Genomic DNA, 23,182 nt, shown 5'->3' with positions numbered 1-23,182 from the left:
TGTGTGACCACGGTATTTGGGAGCATTAAGCGGTGCCATCATATGGCAGAGGTTACACTTTCTACGGCCAATGTCCGAGTTGGTATTCAGAAAGTGATCGATTTCGCAGCCCGTGTGCCAATCACATATTGGGCACGGGCGATGAGCAACACGATAAAAGTGCTGGATAAAACGAAGGTGGCGAGGGTTTCATTGTTCGCTTTTGCGTATTCTAAGACCGCGACGCCGATGCCTTCGATAAACAGCACCGCTGCCATAGCGAAATAGAGTTTCCACACTTTCTGGTTTGCTGCACGAAAAGCTTCATCACTAGCCATTGTGGTGGGGGTGCGTAACCCGGCCCACCAGTTGCGTTTTAATCCTTTGCGGGACTCATTGCCAAGGGCCGCGATTATGATACTGCTGGCAATTAGCGATGCTGAAACGAGGTAGAACATGGTGACCCTCCTCTTCTGAAGTAGGCGTGAGAGAAGAAAACTACTGTTGAACGCGGGCTAGCTCCCAATCAACATCAGGCTTTCTTTAGCATCCTGGTGTTTTACGGCGCGAAGGCACAGCATAAGTTCGTCGGCGCTGGTGTCGGCTGCGAATTTTTGCAGATAATCGCGTACTTCTTGCGGGTTTCCAACCGCTGTGTAGCGCAGCATGTCCATTAGCGGTTGCACCATCCCGGAGCTAATGATCGCGTCGATCTGGGCGTCGTCAAGCTGTGCTGCGGCTGGGTTCATAATCCGTATCCACTGGCGCACAACCTGCTGGTGGCGATGCCGTGCCGTTTCCGAATCGGGCGCGGCGATGACATTGACGGTGGCGATCACGTATGGATCAGGGGCGCTTGTCGACGGCACAAAGTGCTCTCGGTAGTGCGCAATCGCGTGGTGCAGCGCCGCCGGGGCGAAGTGCGAGGCGAAGCCAAACGGCAGGCCCAGCCGGGCGGCGACGCCTGCGCCGTAGAGCGACGAACCCAGAATGTATATTGGCACGTTGGTTCCCGCGCCGGGAAACGCCTGGATACCGGGGATGGGGGAGGTATCGGATAGAAACGCCCGCAATTGCGTGACGTCCGATTCGAAGTTCCCTGCCGCCTCAGGGGGCCGCCGTAGGGCCTGGGCGAGGGTTTTCCCGTCGGTTCCCGGTGCCCGGCCCACGCCGAGGTCAATGCGTGACGGATATAGCTCAGCCAAGGTGCCGAATTGTTCGGCGATCATATAGGGCACGTGGTTGGGGAGCATCACCCCACCGGAGCCGACCCGAATGGTGCTGGTGTGTGCCGCAACGTGGGCGATGATAATAGCCGGTGCGGCCGACGCGATTGCCCGGAAGTTGTGGTGTTCGGCGTACCAGACCCGCTTAAACCCGAAGCGTTCTGCAAGTTGCGCTAGTTCGACGCTTCCTGCAAGGCTCTCACCGGGGCGTTGCGTTTGATAGGTGGGAACTAGGTCGAGGAGGGACAAGCTGGGGGTAGACATGCGCTCAAGTGTACTGGTAGTAAGATGCCTCGTTCAGACTGCGTCGACAAGCACAAGGTACTAGTCGGGCTGTCGGACATATCTTGTGCAACCACACGTAGCCCGTGGTGTTTTAGGTAAGCGGGGCTTCTTTAACCAGTGCCGCCGCGGCCGTGCTGCGCTTGCGGGCGTCGGCGGGGTTAATCAGGTCGATGATGATGCCGATGACCATGGCGATTGCAACCGGAATGACCCAGCCTAATTGGATGGTGGCACCGGGTGACCATGCGACTGTTTGCGGGGCGACGGTGGTCAGCATGGACCAGATAACAGCAACCCACACCGGCACCCGGAAGCCGAAGTACATGGAGTACTTGCGTGTGGCGGCGTCGATAAGCGTGGCGGCGACCACGGTAATCGCGATGGGGTAAAGGAATACGATGATCGGAACCGCGATGCTAAACACCGCATCCAAGCCCAGGCTTGCGATGACAAACGACACCAAAACGAAAATCAGCAGCCATACTTGGTAGGAGACTTTAGGCACCAGATAATTGAAAAACTCGCTGGTGGCGGCGAGCAAGCCGACTGAGGTGGTCAGGCACGCCAGCAAGACGATGCCGCCGAAGACGATCTGCCCGGTGGTGCCCAAGGTGGACAGCGACGCTGCCGACAGGAGTGCCGCGCCGTCCGAGAAGGATTGGCCGTCCGGGATGCGGCTGCCCATGACACCTAAGCCGACGTAGATGACCGCCAGCAGGAAACCTGCGATGAGTGCCGCGATGGCGGTTGCTTTTACAACGGTGAAGCGGGAAGTATCGGAATCCGGCGTGGGGTTGTGCCCCCGGATCGCGGAGATCACCAGGATGCCAAATGCCAAGCTGGCGATGGAATCCATGGTTAAATAGCCTTCTAGCAGTCCAGATACCAGTGGGGTTTCGACGTATTGTTCTGTGGGTGGTTGGGTTGCGCCATGCAGCTTAAACAGTGACATGACCACCAAAACACACAGCAGGATCAGCAGGCTTGGGGTCAGGATTTTACCCAGTCGGGACACCAAATCGGTTGGGTTGCGCGCTAACCAATACGAGACGCCGAAGAAAAACAAGTTAAAAACTGCCGATGCAGCGGTCGAATCGACCCCGGTGACCGGCGCGATCGCGGTGGAGAAACTAACCGCACCGGTGCGGGGGATACCAAAAAACGCGCCAATGGACAGATACACAGCAACAGAGAATGCGACGTTGAAAATCGCGCCGCCACGTGCAGCCAATGAACGCACACTTTGACCCGACAACGCGATAGCGATGATCGTAATGACCGGAAGCGCAACCCCACCGATGAGGAAACCGATCATTGCGGGCAAGAAATTCTCACCCGATTGCGCCCCGAGCTGCGGTGGGAAAATCAAGTTGCCCGCGCCGAAAAACATAGAAAACAACATCAATGCGATGGGCACCAATGTCACGATCCGAATGCCCCCGGTCGTGCTTTTCGACGCCCCCACGGTGGTATTCGGGTGCGGGTTATCGGCAGTACTCATGTGGCTCTCCAATAAATTTCGATCAGGTGGGCACAGTATGCAGCATGGCAAATAATATTTGGTACTTTAACTGGGCGCCCATCAAACACGAAAACCGGCCACTGGTGTTAACCAGCAGCAGCAAGCCCTGCTACTGCCTTCGCGATGCGGCCAACCGCCTGTTCCAAAATCTCACGTGACGTGGCGAAATTCACCCGAACGCAGCCATCGCCGATCTCGCCGAACCAATTACCATCGTTGACCGCCACCTTGGCATGTGTGAGCAAAAACTCTGCTTTATTGCCTGGGATATTCGTATCCGACAAATCCAACCACATCAAATACGTCGCCGCAGGCTTGATAATCTTCACGCCGGGAATTGCCTCCGGTAGTACCTCGATCAGATAGTCCCGATTGGCTTTAAGATAGGCAACTTCGTCGGCCAAAAAGTCCCGACCATGACGATACGCGGCTTCGGCAGCCACCAACCCAATAGTGGATACGCCTTCCTTGGTCACCCCATCAATCCCGTCCCAGCGGCGCACGTCGGACTCATTGCTGAAAATAATCTGCGCGCACTTTAATCCTGCGGTATTCCACGCCTTTGAGGTGGCGGTCACCGTGATGCACACCTTGGCCGCAGTTTCATCAATCCCGGCGGCAACCACATGGGTGCCGTCATAAACTAACGGGGCGTGAATTTCGTCGACAAGCACCCGGGCGGAATGCTTCGCCGCAGCCTGACACACCGCCTTAAGCTCAGCCTCGCTAAAAACAAAGCCCAGCGGATTAAACGGATTACACAGCACCAAGCAACCCGCACCGGCGGCAAAAGCAGCTTCAATCGCGGCAATATCTAACCTGTTAGTGAAATCAACGAAAATCCCCTCTCGGCCCGTGGCCTGAAGCAATTGGAAAAACGGGGGATACGCCGGGATCGGAATAATAACCGGCGAACCCGGGGCAGTGAAATGATCAACCGCGATGGTCAACCCCCGCACCACATCCGGCACCGCCACCACCCACTCCGGGCGCGCCGGGAAACCATACACATCCTGGTAAAATTCCGCCGTAGCTGCTAACACTCCCGGATTATCCGGCGGGTAGCCGAACGATTCCCGCGTTACCGCATCCGTAATCGCCTCAAGCACCGCCGGGCAGGTGCGAAAATCACTCTCCGCCACCCACAACGGAATAACGTCTTTTGGATACCTGGTCCATTTCATCGTGTGGCGGGCGACAAGTTCGTCATAATCAGGGAAAAGCATGCCCACCATGCTAACCCGTGCGAAACCATGACTTGAAGGTTATATTCACATTTTTTACCGGGCTAGGTTTGGGTTCCTAAGTGGGATTCGGATTTTATTTCACGTATATTAACTACAAGTTAGACTTTAACGTCGACGGTTATCGGAGAAATACCAAGAAATTCCCACAATCGTCGCCGGTTACACTATTCGTGGCGTTGGCCGAAAGGGTAGAAATGAAACGAAACGTAGCAACCATGATCGCATGTATTGGCATGGCTGCTGGGCTCGTCGCCTGTTCGGACGACCCAGCACTAGACCCCAACACTCCCATCGGTGCCGCCACGAAAGCTACAGAAACCAAAACCTTTGAACCCAAAGAAGCAAGCCCGGTCACGGTAACCAATCTCAAAGAACCGCAAACCGACCCCGGCCTCAACATCGAAGTCACGCTTCAGGCCACCGGTGCCAACACTGAGGGCGCTGGCTCTGTTATCTACCTCCTGGTGAAAAACCTCAACGACGTTCCACTGCCGCCTGACGTGCTCACCGTCTCGCTCAAAGGCGCAAGCCCCGTCACTGCCGGTACGGTCGGGCTTGACCTGCCGCTGGGCGCTGGCGCCACCACGAACCTACAGTTCGCATTCGATGCCAGCTACGGTGAGCTTTACGACGCAAAATTCACCATCGGCAACCTCATCTTCCAGGGCAACCTCGCCGGCGTGTAAGCCGATTCGATACCATGACCGACGTTGTAGTCTTATCCGACGATCACGGCAACCCCATCGGCACCGCCGAAAAGGCCACCGTCCACACCGCTAACACCCCACTGCACCTGGCGTTTTCCTGCTACGTGCAAAACCCCGACGGGCAGCTTCTTATCACCCGCCGCGCCCTTTCCAAACGCACCTGGCCCGGCGTGTGGACCAATTCCGCCTGCGGGCACCTAGCCCCCGGTGAAACCGCCGCCGAAGCGGTGATCCGGTGGGTGCCGCACGAGCTCGGCATTCCCGCGATCGATGCGCCGGAATGTATCCTGCCGGATTTCCGGTACCGCGCAGTCGATTCCAGCGGCATTGTGGAGTGGGAAATCTGCCCAGTATTCCGCGCCCAGATTCCAACCGCCACCATCAACCCCACCCCGGACGAAGTCGACTCCTATCACTGGGTCGAACCAGGCGACCTATTCGCCGCAATTGATGCCACCCCATTTGCCTTTAGCCCGTGGATGGTGGAGCAACTAGGGCACCAGAAACTGCGGGACGCGTTGGTTTCTTAAACCGCGCACATCGGTGTCGAAACAGCTGATGGTGAGTCATTTTCTCTGATCACACCCCTTGCGGGAGAAGTAATTGACGAAGACCTGGCTAGCCCCGAAAAGTGGAATTACTGCTGGTTTTGCTATGTTTTTCGTCTGCTAAAACGTCGTAGTCGCAGAAGCAAGCCCCACGATTTCTGCCGCTGTCGCATTGCCGCCGCTGATGATGGCGGCGGTTTTGCGCATGGGGGAGTAGGCTGCGAGCCCGGCGAGTGCGACGGCGCCAGCGCCCTCGGCGAGGGTGTGGGCGGTGGTGGCGAGGAGGCGTTGTGCTTTTTCGATGGCGGGGTCGTCGACAAGCAGGAAGTCGTCGAGGTGGGAGCGGAGGATTTCCTGGGTGCGGGTACACGCCGAAGTGGTGGCAAGGCCAAGGGCGAAGGTGGTGGCGGGGGCACCGGAAAAGTCGTTGTCTTTCCACGCGCGGTGGGCGGCGGGCGCTTGGGCTGATTGCACGCCGATGATTTTGGTGGTGGGGCTTAGTTCGTTGCGTACCAGGCAGGCACCGGCGGCGCCGGAACCGGAGCCGATGGGGACGAAAACCGCATCAAGGTCGGCGTGGTCGGTGAATAATTCCACATACACCCCGGCGTGACCGGCGATGATCTCATATTCCGTAGGGGCGATGAATACTTGGCTGGTTGCGGCGGCGACCGCACGGGCGTGCGCCAGCGATTGGGACATGTCCATACCGACTAGTTCGACGGTGGCGCCTAATAATTCCACCGCTTCGGCGCGTTCGGCGGGGGTGTCCTGCGGCATGACTATGGTGCAGCGGGTGTTGTGCTGGGTGGCGGCATAGGCCATTGATTGGGCGTGATTGCCGGTGCTGGCGCTGATGATGCCTGGTTCTAATGCGGCCGTGCCGCGTAGGGCGAAGAGTGCTAATCCGCCACGGACTTTAAAGGCGCCGGTGGGCTGGGTGTTTTCGTGTTTGAGTATTATCTCACGGTCGAAGTGGTGGTTAAGCAGCGGGTAGGAATAACTGGCGGTGGGGTTAAGGTGTGCGCAGTAGTCGTCGTGGGCGCGGCGGATCATGTCGAAGGTGATGGTGGTTGTTGTGGGGGTTGCGTTAGTCATGATTTAAGTGTGAAGCAGAAAAACACTTAGGTCTAATGGATGTAGATGATGTTTTAGATTAATTTGGTCTATGTGATTAATGTAGACCGGCTCAACGTCCTGGTAACTTTCGCGCAATTAGGATCGGTGCAGGCCACGGCGGACGAATTGGATATTTCCCAGCCCACCGTGTCCCACCACCTGGCCAAGCTGGCGGAGGAAACGCAGGCCACTCTGGTGGTGAAAAAGGGGCGCAACTTGCAGCTGACCCAGGAAGGCCAGCTGTTAGTTAGCCGAGGAACTGTGATTGTGCAGGAGCTTGCCCGTCTGGAACGAGACATAGCGGCGGTGACGCGCGCCGAACACGGGACGATTCGGATAGCGGCCTTTCCGTCGGCGATTTCCCAGGTGGTTCCACTACTCATGCGGGCCATGCCGACGTTTCATTTCGACATTATTGATGCGGAACCTTTGGTGGCCCGGCAATTGCTTGAGCGCAATGAAGCAGATATTGCGTTGACGTTTCGGTACCCGGAGCTGAACGGGGATTTTCCCACGACGCACCAGGTGCTGTTCCAGGATCCGTTGTATCTGGTGGTGGCGCAGGAAAACTACCGGGGCATTGATCTTCATGCCTATGCCGATGACACGTGGTTGCTGGGCTGCCCGCAATGCAGCGCACACATGCACGCGGTCTTGCACCGGGTGGGGTTGCACCCAGCAACCGGCTACGGAAGTGACGATTATGTGGCGGTGCAGTCGTTGATCGCCGCTGGTCTGGGGGTGTCGTTGCTTCCGGCGCTTGCGCTTGAAGCGTTTACCCACGCGTCGGTGACCACGAAGAAACTGCCCGGCATGGTCCGGGATATTTGCGTGGAAACGCTGCCGGAACACCTGGCGTCCGCGCCGGTGAACCGGGTGTGGGAAGAGTTATGCCATAACGACATTGTTCGCAATTGTCTGCCAAGCGGTGCACATGAAAGCTAACAGGACGTTAACAAACACGGGTTTTCCTAAAACTAGGTGCTGCTGTCCCGGATATAGCCGAACGGGTCGGTCAGTATCGTTTCCTCGCCGGTTATATCGATGCCCAGAACGCTGCGCTTAGGTCTGTAGGTGGGCCAATCGGGCAGGGTGCCGCGAATGAAGGTGATTGCGTATTGATGCACCGTGTCGACTAATCGCTCGGCCGGGGTGTAGTTGATTTCCGGAATGCCCGGTGGTAGCAGTTCGGTGTTGTTGAAAACCCACGGAATATCCGCGCAGTGCACCACCGGTTGGGTGGGGGTGCCTCGGTATTCGATCGCCCAACACTGCCCCGGCGCGTGTTCTAGTGCGTGGACGACGGGGCGGCGGATCATGGCGTCGCCGATGAGGTAACCGAGGTAATTGCTTAGCCGCGGCGGCTGCCAGCTACCAGACAGGCCAAATCCGTTGCGAAAGATCGGCCGGGCTATTCCGCGCCACCAGCTGGTATCTAAGCGGCGTGCTGTGTTGTGGCTGAGCATTTCCTCGCGGGTGCAGCTAATGATTATTGGTATGTCGACTAGCTCGTGAGGTTGGAAAGGGGTGGGGCCGAGTGGTAGATCGAAGAAGACGAAGCGTTGGTAGCGGCGGTAGCCGCGTTGTAGCTGTTCGTCGGTTTTCTTCAACAGGCCGGTGCGGGTGATCGGCGCGGTCAGGGCGCGTCGCAAAGCTGCTTTACGACGCTTGGCCGAGGTGTGCGGAAACGCCGGGGACAGTGCCCAGATGCGTCGAAAAGTTCCCTTGTAGTGGTCTTTTCGCCCCAGCCACAGCGCGATCCCGGCACCGGCGGAATGCCCCATGAGGGTGACGTTAGTGGGATCGCCGCCGAAACTTTCGATGTTTTCTTGCACCCAATCCAGGGCGAGCGCACAATCATCAATGCCGCGGTAGTGGTGCGGGGTGTCGTCGTGGAAGGGGACGAAGCCGTCGATCCCGGTACGGTATTCCACGCTCACGGTGATAATTCCGGCTTTCGAAAGCGTGGTGGCATTAAGCCATGGCTCTTGATAGTCGCCGCCTTCGTAGGCGCCACCGTGGATAAAAACCAAGACGGGGTAATCCGACAGTGGTGTCGCGTGCGCAGGGGTGGTGATGGACAGCACCAATGGGTGTTCTGGCTCGGCTGTTGTTTCCACCAAACCGGACGCGGCGAATCGGGGTGCGGCCGCATAGACGACGCGGGGGTAGACAGCCACCCCAGCACTGGATACACCATGGCAGATTCCTCTAGGGCAGGTGGTTACAAGCTTGTTGGTGGCGCTGTCTTCCATGAAAGCGAGTCTAGCAACTACCATGTCTTTTCATGACTGCTAACCCATTTGCGCAACCATCGTCCTTGCCGTACTTACTCCCACCGTTTCGTGAAATAACGACCAGTGACTACCGGCCCGCGTTTTCCCAGGCTATCGCCAACCACGCGGCCGAAATCGACGCTATTGCTAGCAACGATGCGTCGGCAACGTGGGAGAACACCGTTGAGGCGTTGGAGAAGAGCGGGCAGGAATTGTCCCGGGTGTCTAATGTGTTTTTCAACTTGCTCAATACCGACACCACCGACGAGATGGAGGAAATCGCCTCGGAGATCGTCCCGAAGCTATCGGCACACAACGATTCCATCTACCTAAACGATGTGTTGTTCGCGCGCATTCAGGCTGTTGTGGTTCCAGACGATGCGGAATCCAAGCGGCTGCATGAGCATCTTGTGCGCCAGTTCAAGCGCCGGGGAGCGAACTTGGACGAGGCCGGTAAGCGCAGCTTGCAGGAGATCAATGAGCGGCTGTCGGTGCTGGCGGATAAATTCAATCGAAATTTACTAGCCTCCACGAAGAAGTTGGCGGTGGGCTTCGAGTCGGAAGAAGAACTCGCCGGCTTGAACGCAGGCCGGATTGCTTCGGCACGCAGCGATGCTGAAGCGCTGGGCAGGGAAGGGTTTGTGCTACCGCTGGAACTGCCAAGCGTGCAGTCTGAGCAGGCGAACTTGGAGGAGGCTACCTCCCGCGCCGCGTTGTATGAGGCTTCCCAACTGCGCGGCAAGGAGGAAAACTCCGAGGTGTTGATCGAGATGGTGCAATTGCGTGCCAAAAAAGCACAGCTACTTGGCTATGCCAACCACGCGGAGTACGTCATTGAGGAGGAAACCGCCAAGACGCCGCAGGCGGTGGAGCAAATGCTGTTCGACCTTGCCCCGGCCGCCGCAGCTAATGCCATCAATGAACACAAACTCTTGGTCGAAGCCGCAGACGACGTAGCGGTGACGGGCGCTGATTGGCCGTATTGGGAAGCGAAGGTACGAAACCGCGATTACAACGTTGATGAGGACGCGCTGTCGAAGTACTTCCCGCTCGGCCAGGTGCTGCGCGACGGCGTGTTCTTCGCCGCCAACCGGCTATACGGCATCACCGTTGAGCCGCGTGAAGATTTGTACGGGTACGCCGACGGTGTCGATGTGTGGGAGGTCAAAGATGCCGACGGCACCGGCATCGGGTTATTTATCACCGACTACTACGGTCGGCCGTCGAAACGCGGCGGGGCGTGGATGTCCAGCTTCGTCGACCAGTCGGAACTGCTGGGCACGAAACCAGTGATCGTTAACGTCATGGGGATCACCAAACCCGCCGACGGCTCCGATGCCTTGCTGTCGCTTGATAGCCTGCGTACCGTTTTCCACGAGTTCGGCCACGGCCTGCACGGATTGCTATCCAAGGTGAAGTACCCCAGCTTCGCCGGGACGAATGTGCCGCGTGACTACGTGGAATTCCCTTCCCAGATCAATGAGAACTGGGCGTTTGATCCGACGATTTTAAAGAACTACGCCCGCCATGTGGATACCGGTGAGATTATCCCTGACGAGCTTGTCGACGCCATCACCGCTGCCCGCCAATTCGGCCAAGGTTTCGCCACCTCCGAGTATCTTGCTGCGGCGATCATCGACTTAGCGTGGCATTCGCTATCGGAAGAAGAAGCGGCGGCACTTACCACCGCTGACATTGATTCCTTCGAAGAACGCGCCCTGGAAAAAGCGGGCCTTGTTGTTGAGAACCTGGCACCTAGGTACCGCAGCACCTACTTCAGCCATATCTTCGGTGGCGGCTATTCCGCAGGTTATTATTCCTACCTGTGGGCTGAAGCGCTCGACGCCGATGGTTTCGAGTGGTTCGTGGAAGAAAACGCCGCCGGTGTAAGCGCTGATGAATCAGCCGCCCGGGCGGCGGGGCAGAAATTCCGGGACCTTGTGCTTTCTCGGGGTGGGGCGGATGACTTTACGGAAGCGTTTACTGCGCTGCGCGGGCGGGCCAAGGACGTCTCGCCGCTGCTGCGTCGCCGGGGCCTAGCGGGCGCGGTGTAACCTGATGAGTATGGTGACGCAGATGGGTGACAGCATCAGCCAGTTTCTCACCACCATTCCATTTGCCCTGCAATTTGCCATCATGTTTTTGGTGGTTGTGCCTATATGCGCGTTATTGGCTATGGTGTGGTTACGGCTTGTCGACGTCTGCGGTGCCGCCTATTTACGGCTGATAGACACAGGACACGCTAAGCTGAAAAACCTTAAAGCTAAATCCCCAACCCGCGACCACAAGTAGAAAGCTTGCAGGATACATCATGGCTAACCCAGAAGAACTGCGGAAACAAGACAAGCAGTTGCCGAAGCCAAAACGCACCTACCCACAGTCACGGGTTACCCAGTCCCTATACCTGCTTTTGGCGCTGGTAATCATTGCGTGGTTGATCTCCCTGTTTTAAACACACCGTGCTAACCACACACAACCGCAGCCTAAGTCGCATCGTGACACGGGCTGCGGTTGTTGGTGTTTTGGGCGCTGGACATGTCAGCGCATTTCGGTGCGTCGCCTCTTTAAACGGAACCGCCGAATATATAAGAAAATTTGCATGACGACATCTAGGGAAAATGAATAGAAATAACCCAATGTGGTCACGTTTGATACTTGCTACATGTCGTCCATAGTCACGGGTTATCGGAAAACCTAACACAATAGCATTTTCTGATCCTCACGCTTTTGGGGCAGCAGTGTATGAAGTCGGGGATTGCGGTACACCCGGGATAGATGGAAGAGATTAGGCAGGGTGTGTTAACGAAAATCCGACTTGTAACTGCCTCATAGAGGATTGAACAGATAGACAAACGTGGTTGAGAAAACGAGGCGGCTAGAAAAGCACTTGATTCGTGCCATTAGCTACATTGAACTCCCTAATCGCTCGCCTCGTTTTGGCCTTAATCTGAGAAAGAAGGTGACAATCAGGGAGGTCCTCGTGCGGAATACCAAAAAGCGATGTCAAGTCACTGTAATGAATTGCGATCGAATCGAAACCGATAGCATTACATACGTCAACAATCTGATTATTCATGTAACCAGCCGCAACACATTCCACTTGTGCGTTACGGCACCGTTGGACAATGTCGCGCAATATCGTCATGAATTCTTCGGGAAGTCCCGAAGGAGTCTGAACCTTTCGAATAGTGCCAAAACACAACGACCCTAGATCATTCAATCCAACAACTATGCGGGAATATCCAAGTTCTGCCAATGCGTCAATGTGCCAAATCAGCGATGGAATCTCCACCATGCATGCCACCGGCACGCTCGGAAGGAATCGGCGTATACGTTTGATCGCCCAGGCAGCCTCCGCAATCGTCGAAAGGAATGGAACGATAACCCCAAGATTCTCGTGTTCGAATTGGGCGAGTGCGCGTAATTCCGCATCAAATGCGTCTGGAAATCTCATTGACCGTCGGATTCCGCGTAAGCCGCGCAGCCGATCAGATTCGATGATTATTTCCTCACAACCGGAAAGTACATTGGCTTCAGCAGTATCGACATCAAGAGTGCGGTACCATACGGGGCCCAGAAAGGATTCGGTCACGGCAGCTAAATAAGGGGAAATCACTTGTTGTGCACTGTCCGCAGTTGGATAGTACCCCTTGGCACGAAACAGATATTCGGAGCGAATAAGAGATACTTCGGTTATCTGCGAGGCAATCGACGATGGGAATGATTCACCGCTAAGTGAAATCGCAAAAGACACAGTCACAGTTGTGCACCACCTTAAACTACCAGTCCGGTAACAGTCCCCACATACTAAAGCCCACATCAACTCACATCAAACTAGTTCTGCCTGTAGTGGGGTTGCGAGTATTGTGCTTTATCGGTAGGAAAACGCCGCCTGCACGTTGAAGGTGGTGCGGCGGCGTATGTTGGTTTTATCTGCGTTATGGGCGCTTACCGGCGGCGGCGATCTTCTTAAACAGTGGGTTGGAAGCGAGGTCCTCGATTAAGACGACGTTGCCTTCGGCGTCGCTAAGCGGAACACACCAGTTTGGATACAGATCCTTGGTGGTGCCGGGCTGGTTTTGTACCTTGCGATCACCGACCATGTCAACCAAAGCGGTACACGACAAAGCAGCTGGGGTGTGGGCAATGAACCGGTGTGTAGCAGCAACCAGAACATCGGTGTCGCCCCGTTCGTTGCGGGCGCGGCCTTCGAAGGTATCCATTTCAAAATCCTCACCGTCAAAGCCGCCCTGTTCCAGAACCCGGTTGAGAACCTGGGCTTGCCACGCCAAATCCTCAGCGATGTCCTGTTCCGCGTCGGTAATCAACAGGCCCAGCCGTTCCCGCAGCGCGATATGCTCACCCTCCAGATAACCAGCGGTTGGTGGGAGGTCGTGGGTTGTGACCGAAGCCAGGGCGGCGGTACGGTATTCCTCTTTCCGGCGGGCACCGCCGTGGTGTGGTGAGGATTCAAACCACAAAATATTCGTGCCCATGATGCCGTAGCCAGCAAGAACATCCTGCACCCACGGCTCAAAGGTGCCAAGGTCCTCACCAATGACAACCGCGCCAGCGCGCTCCGCCTCAAGGGCGAGAATGCCAACAAGGGCGTGGAAATCGTAGTTGACGTAAGTGCCGGTCGATGGGTGCTGCATACGCGGAATCCAAAACAGCCGGAACAACCCCAAAACGTGGTCGACCCGGATGCCACCGGAGTGCCGCAAAACGGTCCGCAGCATGTCCCGCCACGGCTTATAGCCAACCTCAGCGAGCTTCTCTGGGTGCCACGGTGGCTGGGACCAGTCCTGGCCGTGCTGGTTATAGCTATCCGGTGGTGCACCAACTGAAGCGTCGGGGGCAAGTACTGCGGCTAAGTTCTCTGCATCGGCACCACCTGGGTGCACCCCAACCGCGAGGTCCGCCATAATGCCAATCTTCATGCCAGCCTCAATGCAGCGGGCTTGTGCAGCGGCGAGTTGGGAATCGCAAATCCACTGCAACCACATGTAGAACTCGGTCAGCTCTTCTACCTCTGGCACAGCGGCGTGGTTGCCGTGTCCTGTTTGCTCATTCAAGTCGCGTTGGGCGCACCAGCTGGCAAATTCGGCTAGGCCATCACCTTCTTGGTGAATGAAGTCGCGGAATTGCTGTTCTCGGGTTTCATCTCGGCCAGCGAGGAAAATTTCACGCAGCACCTGCAGCTTGGCTTCGTAAATGGGATTGCGCTCAATGTTCTCGCTGTCCCGATTGTTGGCAGCGAATTCGGCGGCGATGTCGTCGATGTCGGAGCGGGTGTTCTCGTCAAGCAATTCCATCTCGGGGATATCCTCAACCCGAATGTAAATCGGGTTGGTGAACCTGCGGGTGGTGGGCAGGTACGGGGAATCCTCAATGGGAGGGAAGGGCTCAGCAGCGTGCATGGGGTTGATAAGGAGGAAATCCCCAGCACCTTCTTTAGCGATGGTTTCGCCGAGGAAACCAAGGTCGTTGAAATCGCCGATGCCCCAAGATTTTTCCGAACGTACCGAATACATTTGCGCCATGACACCTGCAACTGGGGAATTGATATAGGTGTCCGTGGTGGATAGCCGCGCTGGGGTGACTATGAGAGTGCAGCTGTCAGTCACGCCGTCGGAGACCAGTGTGATGGTGTGCCAACCTTGTGGCAATCCGGCGGGAAGCTCAAAAGTGGCTTCGCCCCATGTTATGTCGTCAATGGTGCGCGCCGGGGTCCAATTTTCTAGCTGGTTGGTCACTTCGGTGACGTTGCCGTCTTCGAAGGTGATGGTCAGTTCGGCGGGGGCACCGTCGTGGACGTGTACGTTGAATGCGTGCGTGGTGGCATCGGTGGTGACTATACACCTAGGTAGCGGGCGGCGGAATTCTGAATCGTGACGAATGTTAAGAGCTTCATTCAGCGTTTCTTCACTGGGGAACTCCTCGGTTCCTAAGTCCACACCAAGAGCTCGCAGGGTTTTTATGAGCGTGTCGTCGGACACATCGATGGTGTTGCCACCGAAACCCGTATAGCTAGTTGAAATGGCGTGTGCGCCTGCTAATTCTCGTAATGTCTCTTGATAACCCACAGTGATCTATTCTGCCATTGACTTGCCCCATCTGTGCAATTAGTTGTCACCATAACTAAAATTTTTCTTTAAAATATGTCTAAAAATTCTCACATTTTTCTTATTTTTTGGTATTTTTGTGAAGTGGCTAACCAAATAGCCGTCGTCATCGAATGAAGATGCAAGGAGAAGCCCCTGTTAGATAGAGATAAAACTCACTCTTTGTTCTAAAAAGCTGTAGATTCGTTGGATGGGCATATCATGATTCCATCATCATGATGCAGCGATTGCACAAACTGGCAGTTCGCTGCGGATGCTGCGCCAATGTAACCGACATAGAGAAACGGAAAAGATCAGATGCAGGAAGTGAGCACCCCGGCCGATTACACCATCGGTGAGTCAGACACATGCTTGACCGCACTACTAGCAGGTGCCAAGGCTCGCCCATATGGCGTGATGTTCACACGCCCTAAAAACTTCGAGTGGGTTAATGTCACCTCCGCAGAATTTATCGCCGAAGTGTATGAGGTAGCCAAGGGCTTCATTGCTAACGGCGTGCAGCAAGGTGATCGCATCGCGTTACTTAGCGAAACCCGTTACGAGTGGTCGCTGTTGGATTACGCAATCTGGGCTGCCGGTGCTGTGAGTGTTCCGATCTATGGGTCATCGTCGTTAAGCCAAGTCGAGTGGATTATCGAAGATTCTGGTGCAGTATTTGCGGTCACTGAAACCCGTGATCACACCGAACTGATGAAAAACTTGGTGCTTGGCGACGACGGAAAGCCGCTTCTTAGCACGTCCACTTCGCAATTGCGGCGGGTGCTCGAAATCAACTCCTCGGCGATTAACACTCTCAAATTTGAAGGCCGCCCGATCTCGGATGAGGAGGTTGATGCTCGAATCGCAGCAACCCGCTCGGCGGATCTGGCCTCGCTGGTGTACACCTCTGGTACCACCGGGCGGCCGAAGGGCTGCCGCCTTACCCACGCAAACTGGCTTTCTGAGGTCTATGGCCTGCTTACCAACCCAATCGGCGGCATCGCCGTTCCCGGTTCGCGCGTACTGACCTTCCTGCCGCTTGCCCATGTACTCTCTCGTGCGGTTTCACTTGCGGTCGCCATCGGTGGGGCAACCCAGTCCCACTGGTCGGATTTTTCCACCTTGGGTGTGGAATTTCAGCGCGCCCGACCCAACCTTATTTTGGGGGTGCCCAGGGTCTTTGAAAAAGTGCGCAATTCTGCTGCCGCAAATGCTGCCGAGGCGGGTGCGGTTAAAGCCACACTGTTTGCTGCTGCCGAGAAAACCGCTATCGACTATTCGCGCGCTTTAGATACGGCTGAGGGGCCGTCCCGAGCGCTGAAACTCAAGCACACCACGTTTGATAAGTTGGTCTACTCCAAAATCCGTGCAGCTATGGGTAATTCGGTCAAATACGCCATCTCCGGTGGTTCGGCAATGAGCCCGGACATTATGCATTTCTTCCGGGGCATCGGCACACCCGTTTATGAAGGCTATGGTTTAACCGAAACCTCAGCTGCGGCAACGGTGGACTTCGCTGACCAAAAGATCGGCACGGTTGGCCCGCCGATTGGTGGCACGTCGGTGCGGATTAACGAGGATTCGGAAATTCTTATCAAAGGAAATACAGTTTTCGACGGTTATTGGAATAATGACGAGGCCACCAACGAATCCTTCGATGGCGAAGGCTGGTTTAACACCGGTGACCTAGGTGAACTTTTGGAATCTGGGCACCTTGTTATCACAGGTCGCAAGAAAGACCTGATTGTTACAGCTGGCGGTAAGAATGTCTCGCCCGGACCATTGGAAGATTCACTTCGCTCCCATCCACTCATTAGTCAAGCGATGGTTGTTGGCGACGGTAAACCGTTTATTGGTTTGCTGGTTACCTTGGATGAGGAGGCGATCAAACGGTGGAAACTTAATCGGAATATCCCGGAATCGCGCACCATTGCGGAATTAGCTACCGACCCAGTTCTTCGTGCGGAAATTCAGGATGCTATTAACTCGGCTAATTCCACCGTTTCGCATGCCGAAGCTATAAAGAAGTTCCAGATTCTTGATCGGGATTTGACTGAGGAAGCGGATGAATTGACACCCACGATGAAGGTGAAGCGAAACGTGGTTGCGCGTCGCTACGCGGACGCTATCGACCAGCTTTACAAGCGGTAATTGCGACACGACGCGCCCTATTACCCCCTTTTGTGTCGCGCCTTGCGCCAGCGGTTTGGCGCATTTTCTTGCCAAAAGGGGGATGAATCTAAAAACTCCGGCGAGCCATGCCCCATTTACGCCGAAGGTGCTTTAGAGTCATTCGACGTAAGCACAACTGTTTATGCAAAAGCTTAGAATCATTTGTCTGCCAACAGTGATTTCTAAGGTGCATCTCAACAGTTGCGGTTATTGTTTGTGATTTTTAAGCCACCGTCACTGGCTGTGATAAAAGGATGTAAGGGGTGACCACACCGATGCAGGTTTTTGATGCCACCAAGCGTCATCGTGAGTTGACCCAAGAGGTGTTCAATATCGGCGATGAGGTAGCAACCTACATCGAGAACATTGCTGAGGCAGTGGCCGATTGGGACGCTGAACTGGTTGAAGATTGTCTCGCCGAATTCGAAGAAATCATTGAGGAAGCCCGCCGCGATTCCCGCTCCGTTGTTGCGGAGCTGTTCGGGCTGCGGCAAGCCCTGATTTCCGGTTTGGCATCGGGAACTGTATCAATGACAAGCCCGGAAGTTAAACAAGTGGATCGCCCCGTGCTGGTGAACGCTCAGTCGTTGCGGCAGCGGTTCCCAATCCAGGATTCGCCAGCCGTTATCGTGCGGGAATTAACCCAAGCCTTGGGTGCGCGCACCGATCTCATCGGCGAATACTTGGCCCATATCGTGGAGTGGGAACTCGCCGAGACGGAGCGCGCCGCCCGCGACCCGGATGCGTTGTCGCTTCCGCTGCTCTATGCGCGCACCGCCGAGGCTGTTTACGCAGCAACCGATGCGTGGCTGGTCGCGGTCGCAGGCGATCACCCGGCATACACCCGCACCATGCGTGGTTCCAATCCACCGGCGTTTTTGAACGAACGCGCCCGGGTGGACGCGGTGGTTGCCCGGGTGAAAGAGAAACTGGGCGGCGGTAAGTCCGCCGGGGCTAACGTCTCCTGAGGTAATCGATGAATCCGCAGTCTGAGAGCTTTTCGACGGCTTAACAGATTGCGATTTTGTCAACCCATCTAACCGGAGCTGTGAGGGGATAAGGTTGCCATGATTGATGCAGTAACCGGCTGGTACTTCATGCACCTCAGTGTGAAAGTCGTCGTGGTTATTGGCGAGAAGGTATTACTGGGACGCAATCCTCGCGGAGATTGGGAATTGCTAGGCGGCTGGCCGAATAAGGAAGATGCTTCGCTTGAAGAAACGGCGATCCGGGAAGTCCGCGAAGAAGCCGCTATAACCATCACTCCGCAACGGCTGATTAATGCGTTCATTCTTAGGGACCCGAAAGTGGAGAATCCAGTTGCTATCGTTGCCTATGGTGCCACTATCGATAGCGCCGAGCCGGAAATCGCAGCAAGCTCTGAGCACTCCCGGTTGGCGTTGATCAGACCCGAAGAAGCGCTGGGATTTGATAACCTCCTGCCCGCATATAAGCAGCTCATCGCTGACTATCTTCAGCTGGATTCATAACGGAAAACACGGCTCTAAGTTTCATTTCCCGCTTTGGCCTTGGGTAGGCTTTAATGCCTATGGCTCACTCATCCTTAGAATCCATTGATCTCACACTGTCATACCCCGGATACGTTCCGTTTGGTGTGTATATTCACGTGCCGTTTTGCCAATCGCGGTGTGGCTATTGCGATTTCAACACCTACACGCCGGGGGAGTTAGGGACAGCCGCCTCACCGGAATCGTATCTGGTGGCATTGGAAAAAGAACTGGAAAAAGCCGCCGCGCTTAGGGCGTCTGTCGGCGACACCCGGCAGGCGGAAACCATTTTTATCGGTGGTGGTACCCCCTCCCTATTGGGGGCGGATGGGCTCAAGCGGATTGTAGAAGCGATTAAAAATACCACGGGTATTGAGCATGACGCTGAGATCACTACGGAATGTAATCCGGAATCGACGAGCCCGGAGTTTTTCGATGGTCTCAAGGCTGCCGGGTTCACCCGAATTTCGCTAGGGATGCAATCGGCAAGTCCGGCGGTGCTGAAAATCCTGGAGCGGGTGCACACCCCTGGTCGCCCGTTCGCCGCAGCGAAAGAAGCGATCGCGGCGGGGTTTTCCCACGTTAACCTTGATATGATCTATGGGACGCCCACCGAAACCGATACAGACGTCCGCGACACCCTGGCACGAGTGCTAGAAACCGGGGTGGACCACGTGAGCGCCTATTCGTTGATCGTCGAAGACGGCACCCGAATGGCCCGCAATGTACGTACCGGGGTGTTACCACCACCGGACGAAGACGTCTATGCTGATCGGTTCCACATGGTAGACACCGCGCTTATCGACGCCGGGTTCTCCTGGTACGAGGTATCGAACTGGGCCAAACCTGGCGGTGAGTGCCGCCATAATCTCGGATATTGGCGCGACGCCGATTGGTGGGGTGCGGGTCCTGGTGCACATTCTCACATGGGCGACCGCCGGTTTTTCAATGTTAAGCACCCGGCCACCTATCAGCGTCGATTAGCTGAAGGCGAATTACCGTTGGCGGAAGTGGAAGAATTAGACGTTTATGCCCGGCATGAGGAACGGCTCATGTTAGGGTTGCGTTTGAAAGAAGGCCTTGATGTGGCCGAACTGACGCCGACTGAATTGCGGCGCGCCACGGACTTCGTTAAGCAGGGGCTACTTGTGGTATCCGGCGATAAAATCGCAGTGACTGATGCCGGACGACTGCTTGCCGACGGCATGGTTGCTGACATTCTGGTCGCGGGAGAGACATTAGACTAATTAGTGCGATCTCACGACCTAAAAACAGATGTAACCGAAAGGCAGGGACATGGCTGGTGCTGCGCAGGAACGTCGACAGCACGTGCTGCGTGCAATCGTCGCCGACTATATCGCCTCCCACGAACCAGTCGGATCGAAAGCGTTGGTAGAACGGCATCGGTTCAACGTATCACCCGCAACCATCCGCAACGACATGGCGGCATTGGAAGCCGCCGGGCTAATCGTGCAACAACACGCAAGCTCCGGCCGAATCCCCACCGAAAAGGCCTATCGGGCTTTTGTCGATTCCATACATGAGCTAAAACCACTATCGTCAGCAGAGCGCAGCGCCATCGTGAGCTTTCTTGAAGGCGGCGTCGATGTTGAAGACGTTCTGCGTCGCTCGGTGCAGTTGCTATCGCAATTAACCCGACAGGCCGCCGTCGTGCAAATGCCAACCCTGAATGCCTCCCGAGTGAAACACTGCGAGGTGGTGCTATTATCCCCGGTGAGAGTGCTTTTGGTGCTCATTACCGATGCAGGCCGGGTGGAGCAACGCAACGTCGAATTAGAGCATGAATGCACCGCCGGGCACGTGGCACGGTTGCGGGAATTGCTCAATCAATTGCTAGGCGGAAAGACACTTACCGAAGCCTCCGCGGCGTTAACACAGATCCTTACTAAAGCCGATAACGCACAACCGGCGGATTTTGATGAGGCGGTCTATCATTCCCATACCTCACGGTGTGTGACGGTACTAAAAGAAACACTGGTAGAACAACCAACGGATCGGCTGATTTTAAGCGGTGCTTCAAATCTCAGTCGAATCGCACGGGATTTTCCCACCGGCTTGCATACCCTACTAGAAGCGTTGGAAGAACAGGTTGTCATTTTGAAACTTCTGGCCAACGTCCAGGATTTAGGGCATGTCAGCGTCGTCATTGGGGATGAAACGCAAGATGACGGGTTACGTGGCGCCTCGGTCGTCGCCATGGGATATGGCTTGGATGGTGCGACTTTAGGTGGATTAGGGGTAGTGGGGCCTACACACATGGATTATTCCCAGGCGATGTCCAAAGTGCATGCCGTTGCCCATTATGTCAGCCAGGTGTTGGGTCGCTCCTAAAGCTGGTGTTGTTTAGGTGTTAACCAGCTAACACGTAAGCCGGTAGCGAACATATGGTCACTCGATGCGTAAATTTTCCCCGGTTACGCCTAGAATAACTGGCAGTTTTTAATCAGCGCACCTTCGGTTAGCCACATAAATAACACGCAGGCCGGAGGTGCTTAGAAGTACAAGTATTTAACCAGAGCAAAGGAAGTTGTCCACCACCGTGGCACGTGATTATTACGGCATTCTTGGCCTCGACAAGAACGCAAGCGAAAACGACATCAAAAAGGCGTACCGCAAACTGGCCCGCCAATACCACCCAGATGTCAATGACACTGCGGAAGCGGCGGAGCGGTTTAGCGAGATTTCCATCGCACAGGAGGTATTGCTTGACCCCGAGAAACGCCGAATCGTCGATATGGGTGGCGACCCGATGGAAAATGGCGCTGGCGGCGCGCCGGGGGGCTTTGGTGGTTTCGGAGACATCTTCGAGGCATTCTTCGGCGGTGGCGGTGGTCGTCGCGGCCCACGCAGTCGGGTACAGCCAGGTCATGATGCGCTACTTCGAACCTCGATTACGTTGGAAGAAGCTTTCAGCGGTGTGGACCATGAGATAACCATTGACACTGCGGTGATCTGTGATCGCTGTGAGGGATCTGGTTCTGCGACGAAACAACGTCCCGTCACCTGTAGCCACTGCGGAGGAGCTGGCGAAATCCAGCAAGTACAGCGCTCTTTCCTTGGTAATGTGATGACTTCTGCGCCATGTCCGGTCTGCGATGGTTTCGGCGAAGTGATCCCTGATCCATGCGATAAATGCGATGGCCAGGGTCGTATGAAAGCCCGCCGCGATAAGGTAGTGCGGATTCCAGCAGGTATTGACGAGGGCATGCGGGTGCGCATGGCTGGTCAAGGCGAAGTCGGTCACGGCGGCGGCCCGGCAGGTGATCTCTACGTCGAAATTGCGGTACGCAGGCACCCAGTGTTTAGCCGCGATGGTGACAATTTGCACCTAACAGTTAATGTTCCAATGGCTGACGCTGCGCTGGGTTCTGTGGTTGACGTCAAAGGCCTTGACGGTGACATGATTACTTTCACTATTCCCTCGGGTACTCAGCCAGGCGAACGGTTAATCGTAGAGGGCAAAGGCATGCCTCATGTGCGCAGTGAAGGGTTTGGCGACATGATTGCCCACGTCAACGTGGTTATTCCAAAGACCTTGGACGATAAGGCGCGTGAGCTGCTTACTTCCTACCGTGATTATCGAAATGATGAGGCGGGGGTTTTAAACCAGGAGGACGCCGACTCCGGGCTATTTAGCCGGTTCCGAAATCGGTTCCGCAAGTAGGTTTTGATGTCTCTGCCGGTTTTTATCTATAACCTCGATACCGCATTTGACACCCCCAGCCTAGACATTGCCCAGGTGGGGGCGTCGATAAGCTTAAACGGTGCGGAAGGACGGCATGCAGTTTCCGTCAAACGGATTGCCGTCGGGGAACATATTGAGCTTGTCGACGGCCACGGCACCCGCGCCGAACTTGAAGTTGTGGCACTTAACGGCAAAGACACCCTACATGGTCATATCGTTGCAGTACGCCACGAACCCCGACCCCAGCTTAAGGTCACGGTGGTGCAAGCGTTGCCGAAATCAGACCGGTCTGAATTAGCAATCGATCTGCTTACTCAAGCCGGAGTGGATCACGTTATTCCGTGGCAGGCCGACAGATGCGTGGCGAAATGGACTGGTGCTAAACGCGACAAGGGGATTGCAAAATGGCAGGCTATGGCGGCATCGGCGACGAAGCAATCGCGGCGGGCGTGGCTGCCAACCATCGACCAGCTGCATGATACCGCGCAGATAGCTGCCCGGTTGGGCGAGTACGATCACGCGATTGTGCTTCACGAAACCGCTACTTCGGCACTTACTAGCATTGATCTTTCCTTAGCCACCAGCGTCGTCATTATCATTGGCCCTGAAGGCGGCATCACTGAGGCTGAGACCGAGAACTTCCGCCAGGCTGGCGCAAATCTAGTCAAGCTGGGGCCGGAGGTGCTGCGAACCGCGACGGCGGGAATGGTAGCGCTTGCTGCAATTGGTGCTACCACTAACCGGTGGGCAGCTGAACCCTGCTAGTCTTAATTCCCGAGTAGA

21 protein-coding genes are annotated in these 23,182 nt (G+C 55.7%); 13 read left to right on the top strand and 8 right to left on the bottom strand.

The window, feature by feature from the left end; translation table 11 throughout:
- Positions 1-86 precede the first annotated feature (86 nt).
- The 4 genes from CMUST_RS11520 to CMUST_RS11505 all read right to left on the bottom strand — a co-directional run bounded on the left by CMUST_RS11520 (position 87) and on the right by CMUST_RS11505 (position 4,238).
- Positions 87-437: an SdpI family protein gene (locus CMUST_RS11520; RefSeq protein WP_047262638.1), complete on the bottom strand. Its 351-nt coding sequence runs from the start codon at positions 435-437 to the stop codon at positions 87-89.
- A 57-nt stretch (positions 438-494) separates the two neighbouring features.
- Positions 495-1,469 carry an LLM class flavin-dependent oxidoreductase gene (locus CMUST_RS11515; protein ID WP_047262637.1) on the bottom strand — a complete coding sequence of 325 codons (975 nt, stop codon included), beginning with the start codon at positions 1,467-1,469 and terminating at the stop codon, positions 495-497.
- A gap of 112 nt (positions 1,470-1,581) precedes the next feature.
- Positions 1,582-2,991, bottom strand: a complete 1,410-nt coding sequence (gene brnQ, locus CMUST_RS11510) for a branched-chain amino acid transport system II carrier protein (RefSeq protein WP_047262636.1) — start codon at positions 2,989-2,991, stop codon at positions 1,582-1,584.
- 107 nt (positions 2,992-3,098) lie between these two features.
- A complete protein-coding gene (locus tag CMUST_RS11505; protein ID WP_047263608.1) occupies positions 3,099-4,238 on the bottom strand; it encodes a MalY/PatB family protein in 1,140 nt (379 codons plus the stop codon).
- A 215-nt stretch (positions 4,239-4,453) separates the two neighbouring features.
- Here CMUST_RS11505 and CMUST_RS11500 point away from each other — a divergent pair, with 215 nt between their 5' ends.
- The gene (locus CMUST_RS11500) at positions 4,454-4,945 is read left to right on the top strand and encodes a hypothetical protein (RefSeq protein WP_047263607.1); all 492 of its coding nucleotides are present in this window, start codon (positions 4,454-4,456) and stop codon (positions 4,943-4,945) included.
- 14 nt (positions 4,946-4,959) lie between these two features.
- Positions 4,960-5,496, top strand: coding sequence for an isopentenyl-diphosphate Delta-isomerase (idi, locus tag CMUST_RS11495; RefSeq protein ID WP_047262635.1), 537 nt, complete (start codon positions 4,960-4,962; stop codon positions 5,494-5,496).
- Positions 5,497-5,634: 138 nt separating this feature from the next.
- Here idi and CMUST_RS11490 read toward each other — a convergent pair whose 3' ends face one another.
- On the bottom strand, positions 5,635-6,612 hold the full coding sequence (locus CMUST_RS11490) for a threonine ammonia-lyase (RefSeq protein ID WP_047262634.1): 978 nt from the start codon (positions 6,610-6,612) through the stop codon (positions 5,635-5,637).
- A 72-nt stretch (positions 6,613-6,684) separates the two neighbouring features.
- Between CMUST_RS11490 and CMUST_RS11485 the strand changes: the two genes are divergently transcribed.
- Positions 6,685-7,578, top strand: a complete 894-nt coding sequence (locus CMUST_RS11485) for a LysR family transcriptional regulator (RefSeq protein WP_052844709.1) — start codon at positions 6,685-6,687, stop codon at positions 7,576-7,578.
- A 32-nt stretch (positions 7,579-7,610) separates the two neighbouring features.
- Here CMUST_RS11485 and CMUST_RS11480 read toward each other — a convergent pair whose 3' ends face one another.
- Positions 7,611-8,888, bottom strand: coding sequence for an alpha/beta fold hydrolase (locus CMUST_RS11480; RefSeq protein WP_047262633.1), 1,278 nt, complete (start codon positions 8,886-8,888; stop codon positions 7,611-7,613).
- Between the two features lie 32 nt (positions 8,889-8,920).
- Here CMUST_RS11480 and CMUST_RS11475 point away from each other — a divergent pair, with 32 nt between their 5' ends.
- Genes CMUST_RS11475 through CMUST_RS16900 form a run of 3 tightly spaced genes read left to right on the top strand, consistent with a single transcriptional unit; the run spans position 8,921 to position 11,361 of the window.
- Positions 8,921-10,963, top strand: a complete 2,043-nt coding sequence (locus tag CMUST_RS11475) for a M3 family metallopeptidase (RefSeq protein ID WP_047262632.1) — start codon at positions 8,921-8,923, stop codon at positions 10,961-10,963.
- 10 nt (positions 10,964-10,973) lie between these two features.
- Positions 10,974-11,201, top strand: coding sequence for a hypothetical protein (locus tag CMUST_RS11470; RefSeq protein WP_236690110.1), 228 nt, complete (start codon positions 10,974-10,976; stop codon positions 11,199-11,201).
- A gap of 19 nt (positions 11,202-11,220) precedes the next feature.
- Positions 11,221-11,361, top strand: coding sequence for a hypothetical protein (locus CMUST_RS16900; RefSeq protein WP_047262630.1), 141 nt, complete (start codon positions 11,221-11,223; stop codon positions 11,359-11,361).
- Positions 11,362-11,784: 423 nt separating this feature from the next.
- On the opposite strand, the gene CMUST_RS11460 is transcribed toward CMUST_RS16900, so the two are convergent.
- Together CMUST_RS11460 and malQ are read right to left on the bottom strand one after the other, a co-directional pair.
- The gene (locus CMUST_RS11460; RefSeq protein WP_047262629.1) at positions 11,785-12,669 is read right to left on the bottom strand and encodes a putative PEP-binding protein; all 885 of its coding nucleotides are present in this window, start codon (positions 12,667-12,669) and stop codon (positions 11,785-11,787) included.
- A gap of 178 nt (positions 12,670-12,847) precedes the next feature.
- On the bottom strand, positions 12,848-14,995 hold the full coding sequence (gene malQ, locus CMUST_RS11455) for a 4-alpha-glucanotransferase (protein WP_047262628.1): 2,148 nt from the start codon (positions 14,993-14,995) through the stop codon (positions 12,848-12,850).
- A gap of 336 nt (positions 14,996-15,331) precedes the next feature.
- Between malQ and CMUST_RS11450 the strand changes: the two genes are divergently transcribed.
- The 7 genes from CMUST_RS11450 to CMUST_RS11420 all read left to right on the top strand — a co-directional run bounded on the left by CMUST_RS11450 (position 15,332) and on the right by CMUST_RS11420 (position 23,164).
- Positions 15,332-17,164 carry an AMP-dependent synthetase/ligase gene (locus CMUST_RS11450; protein ID WP_047262627.1) on the top strand — a complete coding sequence of 611 codons (1,833 nt, stop codon included), beginning with the start codon at positions 15,332-15,334 and terminating at the stop codon, positions 17,162-17,164.
- A gap of 296 nt (positions 17,165-17,460) precedes the next feature.
- Positions 17,461-18,153, top strand: coding sequence for a hypothetical protein (locus tag CMUST_RS11445; protein ID WP_047263605.1), 693 nt, complete (start codon positions 17,461-17,463; stop codon positions 18,151-18,153).
- A 99-nt stretch (positions 18,154-18,252) separates the two neighbouring features.
- Positions 18,253-18,675: an NUDIX domain-containing protein gene (locus CMUST_RS11440; protein ID WP_047262626.1), complete on the top strand. Its 423-nt coding sequence runs from the start codon at positions 18,253-18,255 to the stop codon at positions 18,673-18,675.
- A 59-nt stretch (positions 18,676-18,734) separates the two neighbouring features.
- Entirely contained in the window at positions 18,735-19,940 is a 1,206-nt protein-coding gene (gene hemW / locus CMUST_RS11435) for a radical SAM family heme chaperone HemW (RefSeq protein ID WP_047262625.1), read from the top strand.
- A gap of 49 nt (positions 19,941-19,989) precedes the next feature.
- Positions 19,990-21,045 (top strand): heat-inducible transcriptional repressor HrcA, encoded by a 1,056-nt coding sequence (hrcA, locus tag CMUST_RS11430; RefSeq protein WP_047262624.1) that lies wholly within the window; start codon positions 19,990-19,992, stop codon positions 21,043-21,045.
- 208 nt (positions 21,046-21,253) lie between these two features.
- The gene (dnaJ, locus tag CMUST_RS11425) at positions 21,254-22,378 is read left to right on the top strand and encodes a molecular chaperone DnaJ (RefSeq protein ID WP_047262623.1); all 1,125 of its coding nucleotides are present in this window, start codon (positions 21,254-21,256) and stop codon (positions 22,376-22,378) included.
- Between the two features lie 6 nt (positions 22,379-22,384).
- Complete coding sequence (locus CMUST_RS11420; RefSeq protein ID WP_047262622.1) at positions 22,385-23,164, top strand: 16S rRNA (uracil(1498)-N(3))-methyltransferase; 780 nt, start codon at positions 22,385-22,387, stop codon at positions 23,162-23,164.
- Positions 23,165-23,182 lie beyond the last annotated feature (18 nt).

This window comes from Corynebacterium mustelae, from assembly GCF_001020985.1.
GTDB lineage: Bacteria > Actinomycetota > Actinomycetes > Mycobacteriales > Mycobacteriaceae > Corynebacterium > Corynebacterium mustelae.
The sequence above is the reverse complement of the archived record's forward strand: the minus strand, read 5'-3'. Positions and strand labels throughout refer to the sequence as shown.